This window comes from Rhizobium tibeticum, from assembly GCF_900110205.1.
Lineage (GTDB): Bacteria > Pseudomonadota > Alphaproteobacteria > Rhizobiales > Rhizobiaceae > Rhizobium > Rhizobium tibeticum.
In genome coordinates this window covers 93292-113133 of the sequence record NZ_FOCV01000011.1, presented here as the reverse complement: position 1 = coordinate 113133, position 19842 = coordinate 93292, and the positions used below count along the sequence as shown (strand labels likewise).

Here is a 19842-nt window from a genome sequence, read left to right as displayed (position 1 = left end):
AAAGCGAACGAGCGCCGCTTTAGGGGGGCAACGTAACGGCCGAATGACAAAATTGAGCACGTGTGCAAAAATGTGTATGGCGACACAGAAAAGATTGCAACCCACTCTGTTGAATACCTTGGACCAGCTCCAGCACGGCGGCCGCGCTCTCTGTGTCCTGCTGCGTGGTGACGTTGCCGCGCTGGAGCTGGCTGTCGGCCTTCTGCGAGGCGAGCTCCTGAGCCGCCCTGGCCCTGAACGGCGCGGGATCGATCTGGTAGAGGACGTCTCCTTGCTTCACGTTTGAACCCTGCGTTACACGTGGCCGGACTTCAGCCAGCACTGTCGGCGCGATGCGGCCGGAAGCTCGCTGACGTGTCTCAGGCCTCACCTCGACGGTCGAAACCTGTGTCGGCGCCGTCTGCCGCGCGACGGACGTCGGGGCGTCGCTGCATGCGGTGAGAAAGATCGCGCCGAAAATCATCGTCCAGCGCGATATGGTTCTTGCCGTCGCGGGGACGGGCGCCGCGACGACAGCATAGCGCTGCTTGAGCACCTCGGCGACCTTGCCCTGCATGGTGACTGATAGCTTCTGGCGGTCGTCTGCCACCATCTTGCCGAACTGGGCGTCCGTGGTAGACCGCGACCGGCTCTACGATGACCTTCTTGTACTGTCTCCAGTCGGTCTGGGTTCGCTAGCTGTAGGGCCTGCGTCCCGACCTGTCCGTCGCCCATTCTGGACGTCCGGTCGTGAGTTCGGCAGCAAGGAAGCAGACGAGGCCCGCCTTGGCGAATAGCTATACAGGTGTTTTTCTAACTAACGTCCAGGATGAAATTGGGGTGCCGACCGGGACTAAAAACTGGGCACAAACAACTCGTTGCCATCAAAAGGAGCAACTGCAATCAATTCCCCTAGGAGGGGTTGGTGCGGTCGAGAAGACTCGAACTTCCACGGGTTGCCCCACAGCGACCTCAACGCTGCGCGTCTACCAATTCCGCCACGACCGCATCGTGGTAGGTGCCGATTTGTGCCGGCGGGGCAGCATGTAGCAAAAGCGTTTGGGGTACACAAGGGCGATGTGACAGATTTTTTCAAAACAAATCACAGCATTTGAATCGCCCGTGAAACGGGGCCATATAGGCCTCAGCGTTGCTGTCTCCCGAGCAGCAGCGACAAGGAATGGCCATGCTACGCACAGATCTTGAATTCTCAATGTTGCCCCGTAAAGGCTCGCGGCCGGTCCGATGGCGTATCGCCGATGACTTCGTGCCCTATGAGGAGGCTGTGGAGAACATGGAGCGTCAGGTCGCGGCGATTGCAGACGGCGGCGACGAGCTCGTCTGGCTCGTGGAACATCCGCCTCTCTATACGGCCGGAACCAGCGCCGATGCCAAGGATCTGGTGCAACCCGATCGCTTCCCAGTCTTCGCGACGGGACGCGGCGGCGAATATACCTATCACGGGCCGGGCCAGCGCGTCGCTTATGTGATGCTGGACCTGAAGCGCAGGCGCCAGGACGTGCGCGCCTTTGTCGCCGCGCTCGAAGAGGTGGTCATTCGCACGCTTGATTCGATGAACATTCGCGGCGAACGGCGTGAGGACCGTGTTGGCGTCTGGGTGCGCAGGCCGGACAAAGCGGCTTTGCCCGATGGCACGATGGCGGAAGACAAGATTGCAGCACTGGGTATCCGGCTGCGGAAATGGGTGACATTTCACGGGCTGTCGCTGAACGTCGAACCGGATCTCGATCACTTCAGCGGGATCATTCCGTGCGGGATTTCGGCTTATGGGGTGACAAGCCTGGTCGACCTCGGCCTGCCTGTCATGATGGCTGATGTCGATATTCTCCTTCGGCAGGCATTCGAATCGGTCTTCGGCGAGACCGTGCGCGACAGGTGAGGCAGAGCCCTCGCGAGGAAAAGGGCCGGATGACCGGCCCTCAGCAATCGATCGCTATTTATCGCCGACGTCGCGGCAAGCGTCCGAATGTGAAGCTCCGCTGTCCCCGCCGGCCGTATGCACCTTGGAGTTCGTCTTCATGTAGTCGCAGTCGGGCAGGGGCTTGATGCTGGCCGTGGTCGTCCTGTCGACGGGCGACGACATCCGGGCCGGCGCGAATCCATCGCTGTCATTCGTGTAGTCGGACGAGTACTGCGGTGCCTTGCGGTTGGCATAGTGAACCGGCTTTTTCGCTGCCATCTGGACCGGCGAAAACCCGTCACTGTCATTAGTGTAGTCGTTCGAGTACTGCGGTTGGGCGAAGGCCGCACTTGCAAGGCCGAGGGCGAGAATGGAAGCGGCGGCAGCAAATTTGAAGCGCATGGGGAATATCCTCAATTCTTCGTTGCAATGACAACGATACCAAACCCTCGGCAAGAGTGACTTCGCGCTCGAATTGCGGCAAGAATGTGGGCGAAAAATCACGCAAGCACTGCCGCTTTATCAAATGAAATCACAGATCCGCGACCGGATTTGACAGGTTTGTGATGGAACATTGCCTCCTGTTCGCAAGACGGGTGGCGGGAACATTTTCACAATCAAAAGACGTGTCATTGAGGGCTTAACTTGGGGTGCTCCCGTGGGCTCCAAGCCGTGATTAGTCGCGCAACTTCTCCCAGCGTTTGACCAGGCGCTCGCGCTTTACCCTGGAGAGGCGCTGTATCCAAAAGACACCGTCGAGCTGATCGATCTCGTGCTGGATGCAGACTGCAAGGAAGCCCTCCGCTTCTTTCTCGTGCTCGGCGCCATTCAGATCACTGTATCGAACCCGGATTGCCTTCGGCCTCACGACCTCGTCGGTCACGCCGGGCATGGAGACGCTTCCTTCGACATGGCGAGCCGTTTCGTCGGACGCAAACATGATCTCCGGATTGACGAAATGGCATGCGCCTTCGTCACGGCTGAGCTCGATCACGACGACGCGAAGGAAGACGCCGATGTGAGCAGCGGTGATGCCGACGCCGGGAGCGGCCCGCATCGTCTCCAGCAAATCATCCGCGAGTTCTCGTAGCCTCTGGTCAAAGACGTCGACGGGCTGGCAGACGGTTTTGAGGCCAACGTCGGGGAAGCGCAATATGGGGCGAATAGCCACTGGCAGGTTCCTGATTTCAGATGCGCGAAACCTATCGCCGCGCACGCGCATTGTCATCCACGCGAGGCGTTTGCGGCTGGACGGGCTTCGAGGTTTCAGCTAGCACGAAGCGACATGTTTCGGCGCTTAGTCGTTGAACTTCAAACGAGATGCGAGGGCGGCAAACCATGACGAACGACGCAGAAGAGCTCGTCCGCCCGCGGTCAGACAGCGGCGATGCCGACATCTATGACGAAAACGGCAACGTCCGAGGCGATTTCCTCGCGCTGGTGGGCGCAGCCATCGCCGATCGCGATACGATCTTCCTGCGCCAGCACGTCGCCCGCCTGCACGAATCCGAAATAGGCGATCTTCTCGAGTCGCTGCAGCCAGACCAACGACTCGCGCTCGTTCGCCTGCTGGGCGACGAATTCGACATGACGGCGCTGACCGAGGTCGACGAAACGATTCGCCGCGAGATCGTCGACCAGCTGCCGAACGAGCAGATTGCCGCGGCAATCGGCGAACTCGATTCGGACGACGCTGTTTACATCCTTGAGGATCTCGACAGCGAGGACCGCGAGGAGATCCTTGCGCAGCTTCCGTTTACCGAACGCGTGCGATTGCGGCGGGCGCTCGACTATCCCGAAAGCTCGGCGGGACGCCGCATGCAGACGGAATTCGTCGCGGTGCCACCGTTCTGGACGGTCGGCCAGACAATCGACTACATGCGCGACGAGGAAGACCTGCCATATTCCTTCTCGCAGATCTTCGTCATCGACCCGACATTCAAGCTGTTAGGCGCTGTCGATCTGGACAAGATCCTGCGCACAAAGCGACAGAGCAAGATCGAATCCATCATGCGGGAGACGAACCATCCGATCCCTGCAGAGATGGACCAGGAAGAGGCCGCTCAGCTTTTCGAGCAGTACGACCTTCTCTCCGCCGCCGTCGTCGACGAGAACGACAGGCTGGTGGGCGTCCTCACGATCGATGACGTGGTCGACGTTATTCACGAGGAAGCCGACGAGGACATCAAGCGCCTGGGTGGCGTCGGCGACGAAGAGCTGTCCGACAATGTCTTCTCGACCGTGCGCTCACGCTTTCTCTGGCTGGTGATCAATCTCGGAACGGCTTTGCTGTCTGCAAGCGTCATTGGACTATTCGACGAATCGATCGAGAAGATGATCGCGCTCGCGGTGCTGATGCCGATCGTGGCGTCCATGGGCGGCAACGCGGGGACACAGACGATGACGGTCACTGTCCGCGCATTGGCAACGGGCGACATCGACATCTACAACGCCGGGCGTATCATCCGCAGAGAGGCCGGCGTCGGTATTGCCAACGGTCTACTCTTCTCGGTCATCATGGGCATGATTGCCGCAACATGGTTCCACAATTATCAGCTGGGCTTCGTGATCGGCTCGGCAATGATCATCAACCTCTTTGCGGCCGCGCTTGCGGGAATTCTGCTGCCATTGCTGCTGGACAAGGTTGGCGCGGACCCCGCCATTGCGTCGTCCGTTTTCGTCACGACCGTGACAGATTGCACCGGCTTCTTTGCCTTTCTCGGCATCGCCACATGGTGGTTCGGAATTTAGACGGCTCGAATTCCCCTGCGGAAATTGACTATTACGTAAAAGTCAATATTATCGGTCCTTCAATGGTGGGGAACCCATGCCGGTCAGCAAATACTATAGCATAACCGAATTGACGCGCGAGTTTGGAGTATCGACGCGTACGCTCAGGTTCTACGAAGACGAAGGATTGATCCACCCCGAGCGGCGTGGACGCACGCGGCTGTTCCGTCCCGCGGATCGTCGTCTGATCCAGGAAATCCTGCGTGGCCGGCGGATCGGTTTCACCATCGCGGAGATCCGCGAGATCATCCAGGTGTATAAGGAACCGCCGGGCGAATTGGGCCAGTTGAAGCTCCTGATGAAGCGCGTCGATGAGAAGCGCGAGGACCTGCGCCAGAAGCGCAAGGATATCGACGACACTCTGACAGAACTCGACAACATCGAAGAGGCGTGCCTCGGTCGTCTGGCCGACATCGGTGTCGGCACCTGATTATTGCGCGGCCGCGTTGCACTCGCTTGCCAGCGCCATTATCCGCCCGTCATCCGGCTTGAGGGCGCCGGACTGGAATTCCGTGAACAGATTTTCCGTCTGGAGCTTGTCGAGCGTGCATTGGCAGAAGCTGCGGCATAGCGCTTCGCCTTCCTGCATGATGCATGAAGCATTGCATTGCTTCAGGTAGCTTTCGACGGGATCCGGTTTCGCGGGCGGGACGACGACGGACAGCCCGTAGGCAATGGCGATCAGCACCGGCTGGTGAATCAGGTAGAAGGCGAGGCTATGCCGCCCGGCTTTCGCCGGCAGGCTTGAGCCCGTCCCAAGCGCTGCAAGCCTCTCGAGCAGCCGCGTCCTCATGGCAAGCAGGGTGGCCGTCATGCCAAGCAGGAAAGGCACCGCCCAGGGGAAGATTGGAACGTAGTCGTTCGATCGTTGCGGCATTTGCGCTAGGCCGATCCAGGCGAGGTAACGCGGATTAAAGATCGGCGAGCGCAGCAAATTCGGCGCAAGCCAGGTATCCACAACCCATGCGGCGGTCACAGCGGCGGTCACAGCGATGGTCACAGGCAACGGCAGGCGGAGGAAGACAAGGCCAAGCAGGCTGACGGCCGCGATGCAATGCAGAATACCGAAGAATATCCATTCGCCAGGGAAGACGAAGCGCGTCACCACAGAGATCGCAAGGGCCGCCGCGGCGATCATTACAAACCGGTGCCAGAACGATTGCCAGCGGATCTCTGGCTTGTTGGCGAGGACCAGACTGATTCCGACGATGAACAGGAAGGTCGATGCGATCGCGCGGGCATAGAGCTTCAGCCAGCCGGTTTCAGCGGTGCCTGGGGCAAGGTAGCCCATGAACTCCATATCCCAAGTGAAATGATAGGTCGCCATCGCCAGCAGAGCGATACCGCGCGCCGTATCCAGCAAGCCGATGCGAGGCGGCTTGACGCTCACATATGTTTCCGTCGCCGTCGCCGTCATTCACAATCCCTCGGATGAGTCGTTGCCATCGGTCGACGGCTTGGCGCGGGGAATAGGAGAAAGGTGGAGATTTGATGGCGGATGGGCGTCCATGATCGCCAGCCGCGCCTCCGAGAAGAACTGCCGCCTCGTCAGGACGACGATGACGATCGTCGTCGTCAGAATGAAGACATAGGGATTGATGAACCAACCGAGGTAGCCGATCGAGAGGAAGATGGCGCGCAGCCCTTCATTGAAATGACCCGCCGCAATGATGTTCATGCGGATGACACGTTCCGCCGCCCGCTCGGCGGCAATCACATCCTGTTCGGTGTCACGCATCATCGGGATCGAGCCGAAAAGGATGGTGCAGTAGTTGAAGAGGCGATACGACCAGCCGAACTTAAAAAAGGCATATCCGAAAAGCGCTGCAAGGCCGCCGACCTTCATTTCGAAGACGGCGTGCCCGCTATGAAAGACGAAAGGCAGATCGGCAAAGACGGCGTCAACCTTCTCCGTTGCGCCCAGAAGCGCAAAGCAGCTGCCGATGGCGAAGATCGACGTCGAGGCGAAGAATGCGGTGCCGTTCTGCAAGCCGGCCATGATCTGGGTATCGATCATCTTTAAATCGCGCCGCAACGAATTGTAGATCCACTCGCGCCGGCGCTCCCGCATGGCATGAGTGAGGCTGGTCCTGCCGAAGAAACTCGAGCTTTGCAGCAGGCGCGCATAGCAAAACCAAATCGCCGCAAAGAACACCAGTGCAATGTAATCCGCTGTCGTCATCATTATATTGAATCAGGTTCCCGTCGCCGCGCCACTCTACAGATGCGCACGCATGCTGCAATGACTGGCAAGCCGCCGCGCTTCGTTTTACAGATGTCGCACGCGTGAAATGCCATGTCGGTCCATCGCAGGGATCGCGAGAGCCGGTAGCGTAGGTTTGCGCAGCAACTTTACAGGACGCAGTCATGTTCCTTTCCGTTTTCGACGTATTCAAAATCGGCGTCGGGCCTTCCAGCTCTCACACGATGGGTCCGATGACCGCGGCCAATCGCTTCCTCGATCTGATTTTGTCCAACGATTGGCCGCGCCCGACCTCTGGCGCTCAAGTCGCGTCCATGAAGGTTAGCCTGCACGGTTCGCTGGCGCATACCGGGATCGGACATGGAACGGGACGGGCCGTCATTCTCGGGCTGATGGGAGAGCAGCCCGACACCGTCGATCCGGACTTGATGGACGGCATCATCGATCAGGTGGAGCGCTCCGGCCGCATCACGCCGCCCGGCCACCCGAGTTATGCCTTTCAACCGCGGAACGACCTGATCTTCGACAAGAAGCAGCCGCTACCCGGACACGCGAACGGTATGTCCTTCTCCGCCTTCGATAAAGACGGTCGGATGCTTATCAAGCGTATCTACTATTCAGTCGGCGGCGGCTTCGTCGTGACCGACACCGAACTTGATCAGATGCGCGCAAAGAAGAAGACGCCCTCCGATTCACTCAAGGTTCCGTATCCTTTTGCCTCAGCCAAGCAGATGCTCGATATGGCTGCGCGCTCCGGCCTCTCGATCGCCCAGATGAAGCGTGCAAACGAGGAAACGCAGCGCAGCCGCGAGGAACTGGACGCCGGTCTCGATCGCATCTGGGAAGCGATGCGCTCGTGCATCGAGCGTGGCCTCAAGGTCGACGGCATAATGCCGGGCGGGCTGAATGTACGCCGCCGCGCCTGTGCGATCCACGACAAGCTCCAGGAGGAATGGCGCAGCAACCGTATCAACCCGCTGCTCGCCAACGACTGGCTCAGCGTCTACGCGATGGCCGTCAACGAAGAGAATGCTGCCGGTGGACGCGTCGTGACTGCCCCGACGAATGGCGCCGCAGGGGTTATCCCCGCAACGATCCGCTACTACGAGCATTTTCACGACGATTGGGACCAGAACGGTATCCGCGACTATCTGCTCACCGCTGGCGCCATCGGCGGGATCATCAAGCACAATGCCTCTATTTCCGGCGCAGAGGTCGGCTGTCAGGGCGAGGTGGGATCTGCGGCCGCTATGGCAGCTGCCGGCCTTGCCGCGGTCATGGGCGGCACGCCGGAGCAGATCGAAAACGCCGCGGAAATCGCGCTGGAACACCATCTGGGCATGAGCTGCGACCCCGTCGCGGGCCTCGTGCAGGTTCCCTGCATCGAACGAAATGCTCTTGGCGCAGTCAAGGCGGTGACGGCCGCTTCGCTGGCGATCAAGGGAGACGGTAAGCACTTCGTTCCCTTGGATGCCTGCATCGAGACCATGCGGCAGACCGGCAACGACATGAGCGAGAAGTACAAGGAGACATCCACCGGCGGGCTTGCCGTCAACGTCGTGGAATGCTGACTTTGTGGACATACGACTTGCCGCTTGACGCTGCCCTATAAAAGGATTTCAACGGCGGCATGGCATTACATCTCATTAAATTGTGCGTAGGCGCGGACTCGATCGACGATCTGCGCGAATGGGTCGCCGAACGCGCTCTCCGGGCGATCGCGGCCGGGCTTGAGCCCCATTCCGTGCATACGACGAGGATGGTCCCGAAGCGTGTCGAGGAATTACTGGACGGCGGTTCGCTTTATTGGGTAATCAAGGGGCAGGTTCAGGCGCGCCAGAAACTGCTCGACATCCAAACCTTTACCGATGGCGAAGGAATCTCGCGATGCCATCTTGTCCTCGGGCCAGAGGTCATCGAAACGGCCGTGCAGCCGAAGCGGCCTTTCCAGGGGTGGCGCTATTATCCGCAAGACGACGTGCCGCGCGATCTGAACAGCCTGGGCGAGGGAATTGCGGAAATGCCCGCGGACCTTCGCCGCGAGCTTTCTGAACTTGGCCTGCTCTGATCAGCGTAGACGGAGCGTGACCGGTGCGCGGCCTTCCGGGCAGGTGACATGAAGATGGATGTTGGCTTCCGCCTGCGAGCAACGCCACGCCCGCGCGCCATGGCACAGCAGCAGGTTAATCAGGTCTTTGGTTTTTGCGGATTTTGCCTTCTGCCGCTGCAATCCTAGCTCTGCCAGTCGCAAAGCCGCTTCGTGTAGCGGGTGCAAACCGGCTCGCGGATTCTTGCCGGTCACCCGGCCGTGTGGCGGAAACTCCGGAACATTCTCGTTGATCGCCATTCTCATCCCCGTACGCATTACAAACCGAGTCTCAGAACTCCGTCGGATCAAACACAAAAGATCACGACGTTTTTGGACTGCCGCCTGTGCATATCAGGCGGCAGACCCGCTGATCACTGGGCGGTGGCCCAGCACTTCACACCAGCCCGTTTCAGGGCGTTGCAGGCGTTCACAGCAGCACGCTGGTCATCAAAGCCGCCGAAGCGTGCACGATAGCTTCCGGCGTTTGCGACCGCGAGAGGCTTCGCGGAGCGCAGAGCCTTGCCAGCCTTGTTCTTGGCGTTGTCGAGCAGATCCATTGCGCCTTCCTTGCTGCCGGAAACACCAATCTGGACAGCCCAGCCAGTCTGCTGCGGCTCCTTCGTCGACGCGGTCGTCAGTTCGTCGACAGACGTGTCGCCCTGTTCCGGCGGCATGTAGGCGGGTGCAGGCGTCGGCGTGGCGACAGATGCCTTTTTGACAGCCGGCGTCTTGACCTTCGTCGGCGCCGGTATTTCCTGGTCGAGCAACGGATTGTCGGACTTCGACTTGGCAACATCGGCATAGGCGACCTGCGCGGAGGCCGGCTGATAGCGGGTGTCCGGGGTCGGCGCGGGGCGCGGCGGGCTGACTTCAGGCGCAGCTGCAGCGACGCACGTTTCGGCGACAGGTGCTGCGGGTCGCGGCACGGTCTGGGCGATCAGATCGGAGGAGCCGCCACGGCTCGACGCTTTCGGTAGATAGGCGGCAATGAGCTTGCGCATCTGATTGTCGCGGGCAGGGGTCGAGGCGCCGCCGAGAACAACACCGACGATCGACTTGCCGTCGACCTGAACGGAGCTCACCAGGTTGAAACCGGCCGCACGTGTATAGCCGGTCTTGATGCCGTCGACGCCACGCACAGAACCAACGAGACGGTTGTGGCTACGGATAACACGGTTGCCGAACTTAAAGCTCTGCGTGGAGAAATAGCCGTAATACTGCGGAAAATGCTGGCGAAGTGCGATGCCGAGGCGGGCCTGATCGCGCGCGGTCGTCATCTGGGCGGTATTCGGCAAGCCGTTGGCATTGCGATAGGTCGTGCGCGTCATGCCGAGCGCGTGCGCCTTTGCGGTCATCACCTGCGCAAAGCGATCCTCCGTGCCGGCAAGCAACTCACCAAGAGCGGTCGATGCGTCGTTGGCTGAAAGCGTCACAAGGCCGAGGACCGCCTGTTCGACGGTGATCGTGCCGCCTGGACGCACACCGAGCTTGGTCGGCGCTTGGGCGGAAGCGTGTGCGGAGAAGGGAACCGACGTATCCAGACGGATGCGGCCCTGTTCCAAGGCTTCGAAGGTCAGGTAGAGCGTCATCATCTTCGTGAGAGAGGCCGGATACTGCAGGCGATCCGCGTTCTCACTGTAGAGAACATTGCCGGTCTTCGTATCGACGACGATGCCTGCATATTTCGAGTTGGCGGCCTCTGCATCGGCATTGACCGAGTCGACCATGACGATACCGACGGCCAAAGAAAGCGCCGTGATCGCCTTTACCAAAGAACTGCGGGATAGCGTTGAAAATACGGAGGAGACTGACCTTGACACTATTCTACTCTTCGCTTGCATTTCGGACATTGGAGAGATCGCCCGCCCTCCCGGCACGATCGTTCTCTCGCCAAATTATCTGTCCGGGGTTACCAATCCGTTTATGATTAATCGTTTCTTTCGCCACATCGGATCATTCTAGCGACGTGGCCCAGAAGCGTTCACAAGTCGCGCCTCCACAAAATGGCGAATAGCGGCATCAATATGGTCCCAATCGGGCAGATGCCGGCTCGAGAACCGGTAAAGCACAGTTAAATCGCGGCCGACTTTGATGTCGCGCTGGCAATCGCCGCTAGTCGCGGCCTGCGGTGTCGACGGTAGGGCGCAACGCACGACGTAATCAGGGGAACCGGCGCGTGGCGCGGTCAACAGAACCTCGTCGGCATAGCCTGCGTCCGCGCGCAAGCGATGCAGCGTCATTCCATTGGCGAAAGGCACGCCGTCGCCCTCCATCAGATGCGAGTAGATCGGCTCGAGGCGCCCGGACATATCCCGCGACATCGTGCTCTGCGCGATCTGGAGGAAGATCAGTCCCGACGACTGGGCCACATCGTCGAAACGCTCGCGATGCGCCTTGCTGTAGCCCTGCATCTCAGGCCAGGTGAGGTAGAGGTCCGCGCGTTCCGATAGGCCGTCTCGCCGCTGACTGGGGAACCGCAGTGTGTTTTCAGCAAGACGCAGCGTATCGCGGCCGATCGTCAGGGTTATCGCTGCCGTTGAGGCGGTATTGCCAGCGAGCGATATCCGTGCCCCGAACCAGCGACCGCCAAAACTGATGACAAGCGTCAACGCCGCAAGACAGGCGAAGATGACCGTAAGGCGGATGACGAAACCTGTCGAAAGGAGAGGCGTTTCCTTAATCTCGTGGGCAGTGCGCACGGTATCGTTCATGGCGGCTTTCGGATATCAGACCGCCGCGATAGGAACAGGAGTCGCCGGTGTCGATGGTGAATGTGCCGATGATCCGGCCACCATGGTTAACGAACAATTAAGCTTCGCGCTAATGCGCCCAAAAAACGAACCGCTCCCGGGACAGCGGAAGCGGCTCTGTGGCGCCGGTCAGGGACGGGGATGCGGGGGACGACCGGAGCCGTATGGTGGTCGCCGGTCGATCCGGCGACAGCCTACTTGACGCTGCCGACCGCCACGGCGCGACCGTCCTGCAACTTGACCCAGCGGGTCGGATCGTCAGCGGACTGTCGCTTCAGGAACGTGTATTCGGTATCGGCCCAAAGCATGACTTTGTTGCGCATGTTGTCGAGAATGAAATCGCCGCGGTCGGTGCGCACGGTCAGCACCGCATGGCCTTCGCCGTTCGGCTGCAGCACGACGGTCATGAGCAGATCGGAAGGTGAAAAACCGGCATCGATCAGCGTTTTCCGCTTCAGGAGCGCATAGTCCTCGCAGTCGCCAACGGTGCGCGGATAGGCCCAGCGCTCTTCGACGCCGTAGATTTCCTTGTCGGTGAGTGGCGTAATGGTCGAGTTGACCTGGTAATTGACCTTGAGGATCGTCTTCCAGCGGTCCTCCGTCAAAAGGAGCTCGCCCTGATCGCCGGCTGCATTGGCGCAATCGGTAGGCAGTTCCTTGCAGAATTGATAGGCGCCGATCGGCGGACTCGCGTTGCCGAGAACCGTCATGTTGAGGGGGGTCGCTTGTCCCGAACCCACCATCGCGATCAACATCGCACCGGCGGCCAGACCGCCTTTGATGAAAGTTGCTACCGTCATTTATCGTCTCCCCGTTGTGAGGAGAACCTGACACAGACGTTTTTATTCAGCGCAAAATTACGCAGTCAAATTAAAGACTTAGTTGATTCAAACACGCAGAGAAATCGACTAAAAACAGAATCAAATGCACCTAAAATTCGAAGCGCTTTCGCGCTAATTTTTATTAAAATTGTCACGTCCTCGGAAAGACGTCCGGTCGATGATCGCCGCATTTTGGGACAAGTTATTAACGGGGCGGCCAGTCCCGGAATTTTGGGAAGCCTTTATTTACTATCCGAGCTGGCCGCCACGCCGGCGCTCGCTTCGATTGAAACCGAGGAATTGGCTGTGAAATTGGCAGATTGGAACGCCAGTTTCGGTTGCGGTAGCAGAATTATTTTTGAGGAATTTTGCCAAAAGTGTCTGTTGCATCGACAATTGCGCCTGCCAAACCCTCGTGCGACGCCGAATGGGCGGCATTCTCCACGATAACAAGCCTGCTTTGCGGCCAGGCTTTCGACAATTCCCATGCCGTCACGAGTGGCGCCTCGAGGTCCAGCCGGCCCTGGACAAACACGCCCGGTATGTCCGCCAGTCTTCCTACATTGCGTAGCAGGACGCCGTCGTCCAGCCAGGCGAGATTGCGGAAATAATGCGTGATGATCCGAGCCCGCGTCAACAGGTAGCGAGGATCTTGCCAGCGACGAGGAAGCCCCATCGGATCAGCGAGGAGGATAGAAGCCGCCTCCCAATCGTGCCAATTGCAAGCGGCCTCAAGACGGATGCCAAGGTCGGGCGAGTTGAGAAGACGGTGATAGCCCTCAACTACGCCGAGCTGCCTGAAATCGGCGGGAAGCGCGTTCAGCAGACGGTCCCGTTCCATCGGAAAGAGGCTAGCCATTCCATGTGTGAGCCACTCGATTTCCGACCGGCGCGTGGTGGTGACGCCGGCAAGCACGATCTCGCGAATGCACGCTGGATATGTCTGTGCGTAGGCAAGCGCCAACGTCGAACCCCACGAGGTGCCGAGCAGCAACCAATTCGTCACCTGCAGATGACGTCTCAGTTTCCCGATGTCTTCGACAAGATGCCAGGTCGTGTTGGTCCCAAGCTCGGTCCCCATGTCGGCAGCGTTCGGCAGGCTGCGACCGCAATTGCGCTGATCGAAGAGGACGATACGGTAAACAGACGGGTCAAAATAACGGCGAGCGAATGTTGAACAGCCGGAACCCGGTCCTCCATGAAGATACAGTGCCGGCAGGCCACCGGGATTGCCGCAGGTTTCCCAATAGAGTCGCTGCCCGTCGCCCACGTCGAGGAAGCCGTGCTCGTAGGGTTCTATTTCCGGATAGATAATCGGCATACGCCACCTGTTGCGGCAGCCTCATGCATTACGTGCGCGACGCGACTGTGACAGCGATCAGAGAAATTCGCGGAGCGTTTCCCGCGATTGGATCGACAGGAACTCGATCGCGACACCTTCCACGAAATGGCGCACAACGCGGCCGCGCATATTGCCGAGACGGAGAGGCGTCCCAATCGGCGGACGCACCTCGACATCGACTGCGGCGCCGGAAAGCGACAAGTCCATGATGCGGCAGCTGTAGCGGGCGCCGTCTTCCAAGGTGATCTCGGTCTTGGTCTCACGCGGCGTCAGGCGGTCGTGGCGGCGGTCTTCCGGAAGGCCGAGCTCATGCTTGTTTGCGAGCCAGGTGAGCTGCGCCGCGAGCTTCTCGCGCTTACGTTCGGTCGCGTGGATCGACATGGAGAAACCACGACCGTCGACCGTCTGCACATAGCCTTCGACGCGTCCGAGGTGGTCGATGTAGGCCACGACACGCTCATTGGCGCGAGGACGCCCCTGGCAAGTCACGTACATGTCGCCCGGCGACATGTCGATCACCAGGCACTCAAATTCCTCGTAGTTCGCCAGCATCAGCCGGCCCTGCATGTTAATGGGTACGCGTTGAAAGGCACCTTGTTCGAGGCGAGGCGCAGTCCGTTGCGTCTGAACTTGCTGGAACGCGTGCATCAAAGGGCTTCTTCATAAAATACAACCGGCCGATCATTACCCGCAATCCCTTAACAGAAGGTTGTTCAGGTTCGTCCTCTACGCACGCAATCGGTTGTGTCGGACCGGAACACCAGGACCGTCGGCTTCAACAAATAGACTAGACATGACGCGTCGCATTGTATCGGCGATCGAGGGTGGGCGCGCGTATAGCGTGTGCTGGTCGTCGAACTCCGTGTCATTAGGCTCCTCATCGCCGCCAAGCCGTTCGTGCAGCAATCGGCTGCGATCGAGAGCGAGGAACTGGAGCGGCACGACTTCGAGCCAGCTTACCGCGGCCGCGGGAGCGATGGCGCCCAGTAGCTTGTCGCATTCGCCGTCGTCGCGGCGTATTGGCAGCAGGATGATTTCGAAGCAGGCACGATGACCGGCCGCGGTGAACCCCGTGGCGTTGAGCAACGCGGGGATCGCGTGCGTCATGACGCCGGCCGCTGTGTGTTCGATATCATCATTCCCGTAGGCCCAGAGTTCGGAAAACGGGGCGCCACCGAGATCGCGACCAAAGAGATCGCAAATGCGTGTTCCGGCAAGACGGAACGCGACGCGACCCGTCTCGCTTGTTTCGAGGAGAAACACACTCGACAGAATCTGCCGCAAATCCGTTGGCTCGACCTGCGATCTCAGCGGCGCAAGGTCCTGGCCGCGGAGGCGATTCCAATATTCGAACAGGTCGATCGTGGTTTTGAGACGCATTACGGCACCGGCTGTTTCACTTTGGATCAAAACACAGCCGTCATGGCCCGTGTCGTTTGATGCCCTGCGCATTTCATGCCAGCTCGCGGCAGTTAAGGTTAATGAAGGGTTTCGATTGAGCCGCCAGCCGTGCCGTGGCAGTGTTTCCTCACAGCTTCCTGCCTTCGGGAAGTTCAGCACGGACTGTCGGGCGCGGGTCTATCCCTAGACGCTCGAAGGCCGTCCGGTCTGCCGGACGGCTTTTTTTTTGACGTTTCGTCCTGTAAGGCTGTGCCGCAATCAAGCGAGGACGAAGATGAACGAGCACTCGGTCGAGCCGCAAGCGGCGATGGAGCCTCCGGCGCCGCCGCCGTCGCCCATCTTCAATCTTCCACGCCCGGTGCTAGCAGCACTTGCGCTATTGGGGCTGATATACGCCGTTCAATCACTGTTTTTATCTGGCAACGGTCTCGACTGGCTGTTCTTCAATTTCGGCTTTATTCCGCTGCGGTACATCACGCCGTTGTCGGAGCAGGGGCCACAACTTCTCTGGACGCCGATCACCTATTCGTTCCTTCACGGCAGCATAGAGCATATCGTTTTCAACGGGCTATGGCTGATGGCCTTTGGCACGCCGGTGGCGCGCCGAATTGGCGCGTTCCGATTTGTAACCTTCTGGGTGCTATCCGCGATCGCGTCGGCCGCTCTCCATGCGGCCCTGAATTGGGGAGAGGCCACGTTGCTGATCGGCGCGTCCGGGGTGGTGTCCGGCTTGATGGGCGCCGCCTGCCGCTTTGCATTCCCACCGGAACAGCGGATTGCCCGGCCGGCGCATCTCAATGCGCGTCTTTCGATGCTCGAAGCGTTTCGCAGCCGCACGGTCGTCGCATTCATTCTCTTCTGGTTCGTGGGCAATCTGCTGATTGCTGTCGGCGTCCCGTTGATCGGCGACGGGTCACAGGCAATCGCTTGGGACGCCCACATCGGAGGATTCATTTTCGGCTTCGTTCTCTTCGGTCTTTTTGACCGGGAACCGCCCGAGGAGCCGCTAACTTCAGAGACATCGGATATATTGCAATCTTGAAGATTGGAGTGCACCATCCGAACTGATCCGTGATGGGAGGAGAGACCGCCGCGGATGCCTGTGATCAGTTGAAGTGCTTCACTTTCGACATAGGAGGTTCAAAATGTCCAATTCAGTCAAGGCCATACTCGACGCAAAGGGCAGGGATGTCGTAACCGCCGGGCCGAACACGACCGTTTCCGAAGCGGCTGTGATTCTCAGCAAGAAAAAGATCGGCGCTATCGTCATCGTCGGGATGGAGAACAAGATTTCCGGGATTTTCACGGAGCGCGATGTCGTGCACGCGATCGCCAAGGCGGGAGCCGCCTGTCTCGATCAGCCCGTTGCCTCATTGATGACTGCAAAGGTTTACCGGTGCCATGAAGATTCAACCGTGAATGACCTGATGGGGCTGATGACAAGCCGCCGCTTCCGCCACGTTCCGGTTGAAACCAACGGCAAGCTCGCCGGTATCATCTCGATTGGTGACGTCGTGAAGACGCGTATCGCGGAAGTCGAACTGGAAGCCGAGCAGATCAAAGCCTACATCGCCGGCTGAATGCTTCGCCGGTGCCTAGAGGGAGCCGGCGAATAGTTCCTGCATCCGTTTCAGCTCGGGAAGCCTCAGCTTGGCTTCATCGTAGCCGCGCTCGATCGCTTCTCCAGCGCGATGGAATTCGGACAGGCCGATATCGCCGAGGCGCGGCTGAAGCGATATATCCGGCGGATCGCCCGCAAGGCGCGCACGCGCAATCCTGTCCTGGATGATGTTGAAAGCCTGCACCATCACACCAGTCATGCCGAGCCTGGCATAGGGCACCTCTTCGCGCCGATGCACTTCAGACGGCGAGAGGGTGGCATTGTGCCGGACGACGGCTGACCGACCATAAAGGTCGTAGTTCAGGTTGACGGCGACCACGAGCGGTTGCTCATAGGCGCGGCAGACGGAAACAGGAACCGGATTGACCAGCGCGCCGTCGACGAGCGTCCGCTGATTGCTGCGAATGGGTTCGAAAATGCCGGGCAGGGCATAGGAGGCGCGAAGCGCCGTAATCAATGAGCCGTTGGCGATCCAGACCTCATGCCCGGTGTTTACCTCGGCGGCAACAGCCACGAACGGCCGGTCCAGATCTTCGACATTCAGGCCTTCCAGATGCTCCTGCATGCGTTTCGTCAACCGCATGCCGCCGAACAAGCCACTGCCGCCGATTGTGAGGTCAAGCAGGCTTGCAATGCGCCGCATCGTCAGCGAACGGGCGAAGGCCTCGAGTTCATCCAGCTTGCCGGCCAGATAGCATCCACCGACGAGGGCGCCGATTGAGGTTCCGGCGACCATGCCGATCTCGATGCCTTCTTCATCCAAGGCGCGCAGGACGCCTATATGGGCCCAGCCGCGTGCGGCGCCGCCGCCGAGCGCGAGAGCAAGCTTGGTTTTCTTGGGAGTAGGCTCGGGAGTCCTGGGGACGCTCATATCTGGCGATGCCGGAGTGCTGGTGTTGGACGTGCCTGCCTCAGAGCTTTGGCGGTACAAACCCCAATTAAGCATGGCGCGCCTCCCTCCCGGCAAATAATCAGGTGAGTATATTAGTGTCCCGTCTCCCTTTCCAATTCGTATATAGGCGTAGCTTTTGGCCCAATAAGTGGCAATTGCCCGTTCTTACGACTCTTTTCCGTAAACTTCATTTGGGTCGAACTGGAGCTCGTCATCGACGATTTCGAGCATCGGCTTGCCGCCTTCGAGTTTGACGGTTCTATAGAAGCAGGACCGGCGGCCAGTGTGACAGGTGGCATCGTGGCCAGCTACCTCGACCTTCAGCCAGATGGCATCCTGATCGCAATCCGTCCGGATTTCCCTGACCATCTGGGTGTTGCCCGATGTTTCGCCCTTGATCCAGAGCTTGCCACGCGAGCGGCTGAAGTAGTGGGCCTTTCCCGTCTGTATGGTCAGGGCGAGGGCCTGTGCATTCATATGCGCCACCATCAGCAACTCGCCATCGGCGGCATCGGTGACGATCGCAGTGATCAGGCCGCGATCGTCGAACCGCGGCGTGAAGTCGCCCGCGTCCTCGAGTTCGGATTTGTCGTCGGACGGTGCATTGAATGCAAAGGGCATCATCGCGGCTTTCTCAATCGAAGCCGTAATCAGCGGCTCCGGACCATGGTCATGAATCGGGCTTGATCAGCCGGCTCAGTTTTGAACGTTCCGGTAAATGTTGTCGTCAATGTGGTCGAGCCCTGCTTTTGCACGCCGCGCATCGCCATGCACATGTGTTCAGCCTCGATCATGACTGCAACACCGCGCGGCGCCAGCGTGTCGTCGATCGCCTTCGCAATCTGGGCGGTCATAGTTTCCTGAGTTTGCAGGCGGCGACCGTAGATCTCGACGACGCGGGCGATCTTCGATAGGCCGAGCACCTTGCCGTCGGGCATGTAGGCGACATGGGCCTTGCCGATGATCGGAACCATGTGGTGTTCGCAATGGGAGAAGAAGGGAATGTCCCTCACCAGGACCATGTCGTCATAGCCGGCGACCTCTTCGAAGGTGCGGCCAAGCACGTCTTCCGGGTCCATATCATAGCCGGCGAAAAGTTCGCGATAGGCCTTGGCCACGCGAGCCGGAGTATCCAGGAGACCTTCTCGTGACGGATCGTCGCCGGCCCAACGCAAGAGCGTGCGGACGGCGTCCTCAGCTTCTTTCTGGCTGGGCCGATCGGCTTCTAGATCGGCGGGGGTCTGCGGAAAATTCTTGATTATGGCGTCCATATGTAACAGTCTCCTGGTCCGCTTTTGCGGACCGTCTTTCGGACTAGCCACTGGCAATTCCACTCAAGGGAATTCATGCACCTTTGGCAGGCTCCGGGGCTTTCAGGGCTCGAATTGATGCCCTTCCGGCACGGTTTCCCAATCAAACGTAGCCAAGACCATTGCATTTTTCTGGCCTTCGAACGACATACATATAGGAAAACGGCATCCTTATGTAAGTCTCCCGGCACGACACGCTGTGTTTTTCTTTTGTGCTACAATGAGTTTTGAGGCGCCGATCCGCATGAAGTCTGGAGCGGAATCCACGATGGACGATATTTACAACAGCAAAATCCTCGAATTTGCGGGCAACATTCCGCTGATCGGCAGCCTGCCGGATGCCGACGCCAGCGCCCAGGCGCATTCCAAGCTCTGCGGCTCCAAGGTCAAGATCTGGCTAAAGATGGATGGCGATACGGTGACCGGATTTGCGCATGACGTCAAAGCCTGCGCGCTTGGACAGGCATCCTCTTCGATCATGGCGCGCCATGTCGTCGGCGCGAACGCGACGGAATTGCGCAAGGCGCGCGAGGACATGCTTGTAATGCTGAAGGCGGACGGCGAGGGCCCGGAAGGCCGGTTCGAGGACATGCGCTATCTCCGCCCCGTGAAAGATTACAAGGCACGACATGCTTCCACGATGCTGACCTTCGACGCCGTCGTCGATGCAATCGGCCAGATCGAAGCCAGACGCGCCGAAACCGTCGAGGCCTAAGCGGCAAT

General features: G+C 59.4%; 24 protein-coding genes and 1 tRNA gene. 9 read left to right on the top strand and 16 right to left on the bottom strand.

Annotation, left to right across the window (positions count from 1 at the left end; all coding sequences use genetic code 11):
- Positions 1-19: 19 nt before the first annotated feature.
- Together BSG20_RS38835 and BSG20_RS14220 are read right to left on the bottom strand one after the other, a co-directional pair.
- Positions 20-592, bottom strand: coding sequence for a biotin/lipoyl-binding protein (locus BSG20_RS38835; protein WP_072376225.1), 573 nt, complete (start codon positions 590-592; stop codon positions 20-22).
- Between the two features lie 310 nt (positions 593-902).
- Positions 903-987, bottom strand: a tRNA-Leu gene (locus BSG20_RS14220).
- 172 nt (positions 988-1159) lie between these two features.
- Here BSG20_RS14220 and lipB point away from each other — a divergent pair.
- Entirely contained in the window at positions 1160-1879 is a 720-nt protein-coding gene (lipB, locus tag BSG20_RS14215) for a lipoyl(octanoyl) transferase LipB (protein WP_072376227.1), read from the top strand.
- Positions 1880-1933: 54 nt separating this feature from the next.
- Here the strand turns inward: lipB and BSG20_RS14210 are convergent, their stop codons facing one another.
- Complete coding sequence (locus tag BSG20_RS14210) at positions 1934-2302, bottom strand: hypothetical protein (RefSeq protein ID WP_072376229.1); 369 nt, start codon at positions 2300-2302, stop codon at positions 1934-1936.
- Between the two features lie 274 nt (positions 2303-2576).
- The gene (locus tag BSG20_RS14205) at positions 2577-3071 is read right to left on the bottom strand and encodes a peptide deformylase (RefSeq protein WP_072376402.1); all 495 of its coding nucleotides are present in this window, start codon (positions 3069-3071) and stop codon (positions 2577-2579) included.
- Between the two features lie 167 nt (positions 3072-3238).
- On the opposite strand from BSG20_RS14205, the gene mgtE reads away from it, so the two are divergent.
- The gene (gene mgtE / locus BSG20_RS14200; RefSeq protein ID WP_024314789.1) at positions 3239-4651 is read left to right on the top strand and encodes a magnesium transporter; all 1413 of its coding nucleotides are present in this window, start codon (positions 3239-3241) and stop codon (positions 4649-4651) included.
- A 76-nt stretch (positions 4652-4727) separates the two neighbouring features.
- Positions 4728-5120, top strand: a complete 393-nt coding sequence (locus tag BSG20_RS14195) for a MerR family transcriptional regulator (RefSeq protein WP_007793852.1) — start codon at positions 4728-4730, stop codon at positions 5118-5120.
- On the opposite strand, the gene BSG20_RS14190 is transcribed toward BSG20_RS14195, so the two are convergent.
- A complete protein-coding gene (locus BSG20_RS14190) occupies positions 5121-6107 on the bottom strand; it encodes a heparan-alpha-glucosaminide N-acetyltransferase (protein WP_072376231.1) in 987 nt (328 codons plus the stop codon).
- A complete protein-coding gene (locus tag BSG20_RS14185; RefSeq protein ID WP_072376404.1) occupies positions 6108-6872 on the bottom strand; it encodes a DUF599 domain-containing protein in 765 nt (254 codons plus the stop codon).
- A 185-nt stretch (positions 6873-7057) separates the two neighbouring features.
- On the opposite strand from BSG20_RS14185, the gene BSG20_RS14180 reads away from it, so the two are divergent.
- Together BSG20_RS14180 and BSG20_RS14175 are read left to right on the top strand one after the other, a co-directional pair.
- Positions 7058-8464, top strand: a complete 1407-nt coding sequence (locus BSG20_RS14180) for an L-serine ammonia-lyase (protein WP_072376233.1) — start codon at positions 7058-7060, stop codon at positions 8462-8464.
- 59 nt (positions 8465-8523) lie between these two features.
- Complete coding sequence (locus tag BSG20_RS14175; RefSeq protein WP_037122045.1) at positions 8524-8961, top strand: DUF1489 family protein; 438 nt, start codon at positions 8524-8526, stop codon at positions 8959-8961.
- On the opposite strand, the gene BSG20_RS14170 is transcribed toward BSG20_RS14175, so the two are convergent.
- Both BSG20_RS14170 and BSG20_RS14165 read right to left on the bottom strand, forming a co-directional pair.
- Positions 8962-9240, bottom strand: coding sequence for a hypothetical protein (locus BSG20_RS14170; RefSeq protein WP_072376235.1), 279 nt, complete (start codon positions 9238-9240; stop codon positions 8962-8964).
- A gap of 113 nt (positions 9241-9353) precedes the next feature.
- Positions 9354-10823: a D-alanyl-D-alanine carboxypeptidase gene (locus BSG20_RS14165; protein WP_177309842.1), complete on the bottom strand. Its 1470-nt coding sequence runs from the start codon at positions 10821-10823 to the stop codon at positions 9354-9356.
- Between BSG20_RS14165 and BSG20_RS14160 the strand changes: the two genes are divergently transcribed.
- On the top strand, positions 10708-10944 hold the full coding sequence (locus BSG20_RS14160) for a hypothetical protein (protein WP_083539921.1): 237 nt from the start codon (positions 10708-10710) through the stop codon (positions 10942-10944). The genes BSG20_RS14165 and BSG20_RS14160 overlap by 116 nt on opposite strands.
- Here BSG20_RS14160 and BSG20_RS14155 read toward each other — a convergent pair.
- From BSG20_RS14155 to BSG20_RS14135, 5 genes are all read right to left on the bottom strand, one after another.
- Positions 10941-11693, bottom strand: coding sequence for a hypothetical protein (locus BSG20_RS14155; RefSeq protein WP_072376239.1), 753 nt, complete (start codon positions 11691-11693; stop codon positions 10941-10943). The genes BSG20_RS14160 and BSG20_RS14155 overlap by 4 nt on opposite strands.
- A gap of 233 nt (positions 11694-11926) precedes the next feature.
- Positions 11927-12532 carry a transglutaminase-like cysteine peptidase gene (locus BSG20_RS14150; RefSeq protein WP_024314797.1) on the bottom strand — a complete coding sequence of 202 codons (606 nt, stop codon included), beginning with the start codon at positions 12530-12532 and terminating at the stop codon, positions 11927-11929.
- 373 nt (positions 12533-12905) lie between these two features.
- Positions 12906-13874, bottom strand: a complete 969-nt coding sequence (pip, locus tag BSG20_RS14145; protein ID WP_072376241.1) for a prolyl aminopeptidase — start codon at positions 13872-13874, stop codon at positions 12906-12908.
- A gap of 57 nt (positions 13875-13931) precedes the next feature.
- Entirely contained in the window at positions 13932-14543 is a 612-nt protein-coding gene (locus tag BSG20_RS14140) for a PilZ domain-containing protein (RefSeq protein ID WP_072376243.1), read from the bottom strand.
- 78 nt (positions 14544-14621) lie between these two features.
- Positions 14622-15275 (bottom strand): PAS domain-containing protein, encoded by a 654-nt coding sequence (locus BSG20_RS14135; protein WP_072376245.1) that lies wholly within the window; start codon positions 15273-15275, stop codon positions 14622-14624.
- Positions 15276-15570: 295 nt separating this feature from the next.
- On the opposite strand from BSG20_RS14135, the gene BSG20_RS14130 reads away from it, so the two are divergent.
- Both BSG20_RS14130 and BSG20_RS14125 read left to right on the top strand, forming a co-directional pair.
- The gene (locus tag BSG20_RS14130; RefSeq protein WP_072376247.1) at positions 15571-16338 is read left to right on the top strand and encodes a rhomboid family intramembrane serine protease; all 768 of its coding nucleotides are present in this window, start codon (positions 15571-15573) and stop codon (positions 16336-16338) included.
- Positions 16339-16441: 103 nt separating this feature from the next.
- Positions 16442-16876: a CBS domain-containing protein gene (locus BSG20_RS14125; protein ID WP_072376249.1), complete on the top strand. Its 435-nt coding sequence runs from the start codon at positions 16442-16444 to the stop codon at positions 16874-16876.
- Between the two features lie 15 nt (positions 16877-16891).
- Here the strand turns inward: BSG20_RS14125 and BSG20_RS14120 are convergent, their stop codons facing one another.
- The 3 genes from BSG20_RS14120 to folE form a co-directional block, all read right to left on the bottom strand.
- Complete coding sequence (locus tag BSG20_RS14120) at positions 16892-17863, bottom strand: patatin-like phospholipase family protein (RefSeq protein ID WP_072376251.1); 972 nt, start codon at positions 17861-17863, stop codon at positions 16892-16894.
- Between the two features lie 111 nt (positions 17864-17974).
- Positions 17975-18433, bottom strand: coding sequence for a phosphoribosyl-AMP cyclohydrolase (gene hisI, locus BSG20_RS14115; protein WP_072376253.1), 459 nt, complete (start codon positions 18431-18433; stop codon positions 17975-17977).
- Positions 18434-18459: 26 nt separating this feature from the next.
- Positions 18460-19080, bottom strand: a complete 621-nt coding sequence (gene folE, locus BSG20_RS14110) for a GTP cyclohydrolase I FolE (RefSeq protein ID WP_072376255.1) — start codon at positions 19078-19080, stop codon at positions 18460-18462.
- Between the two features lie 307 nt (positions 19081-19387).
- On the opposite strand from folE, the gene BSG20_RS14105 reads away from it, so the two are divergent.
- The gene (locus BSG20_RS14105) at positions 19388-19834 is read left to right on the top strand and encodes an iron-sulfur cluster assembly scaffold protein (protein ID WP_024314806.1); all 447 of its coding nucleotides are present in this window, start codon (positions 19388-19390) and stop codon (positions 19832-19834) included.
- Positions 19835-19842: the final 8 nt, after the last annotated feature.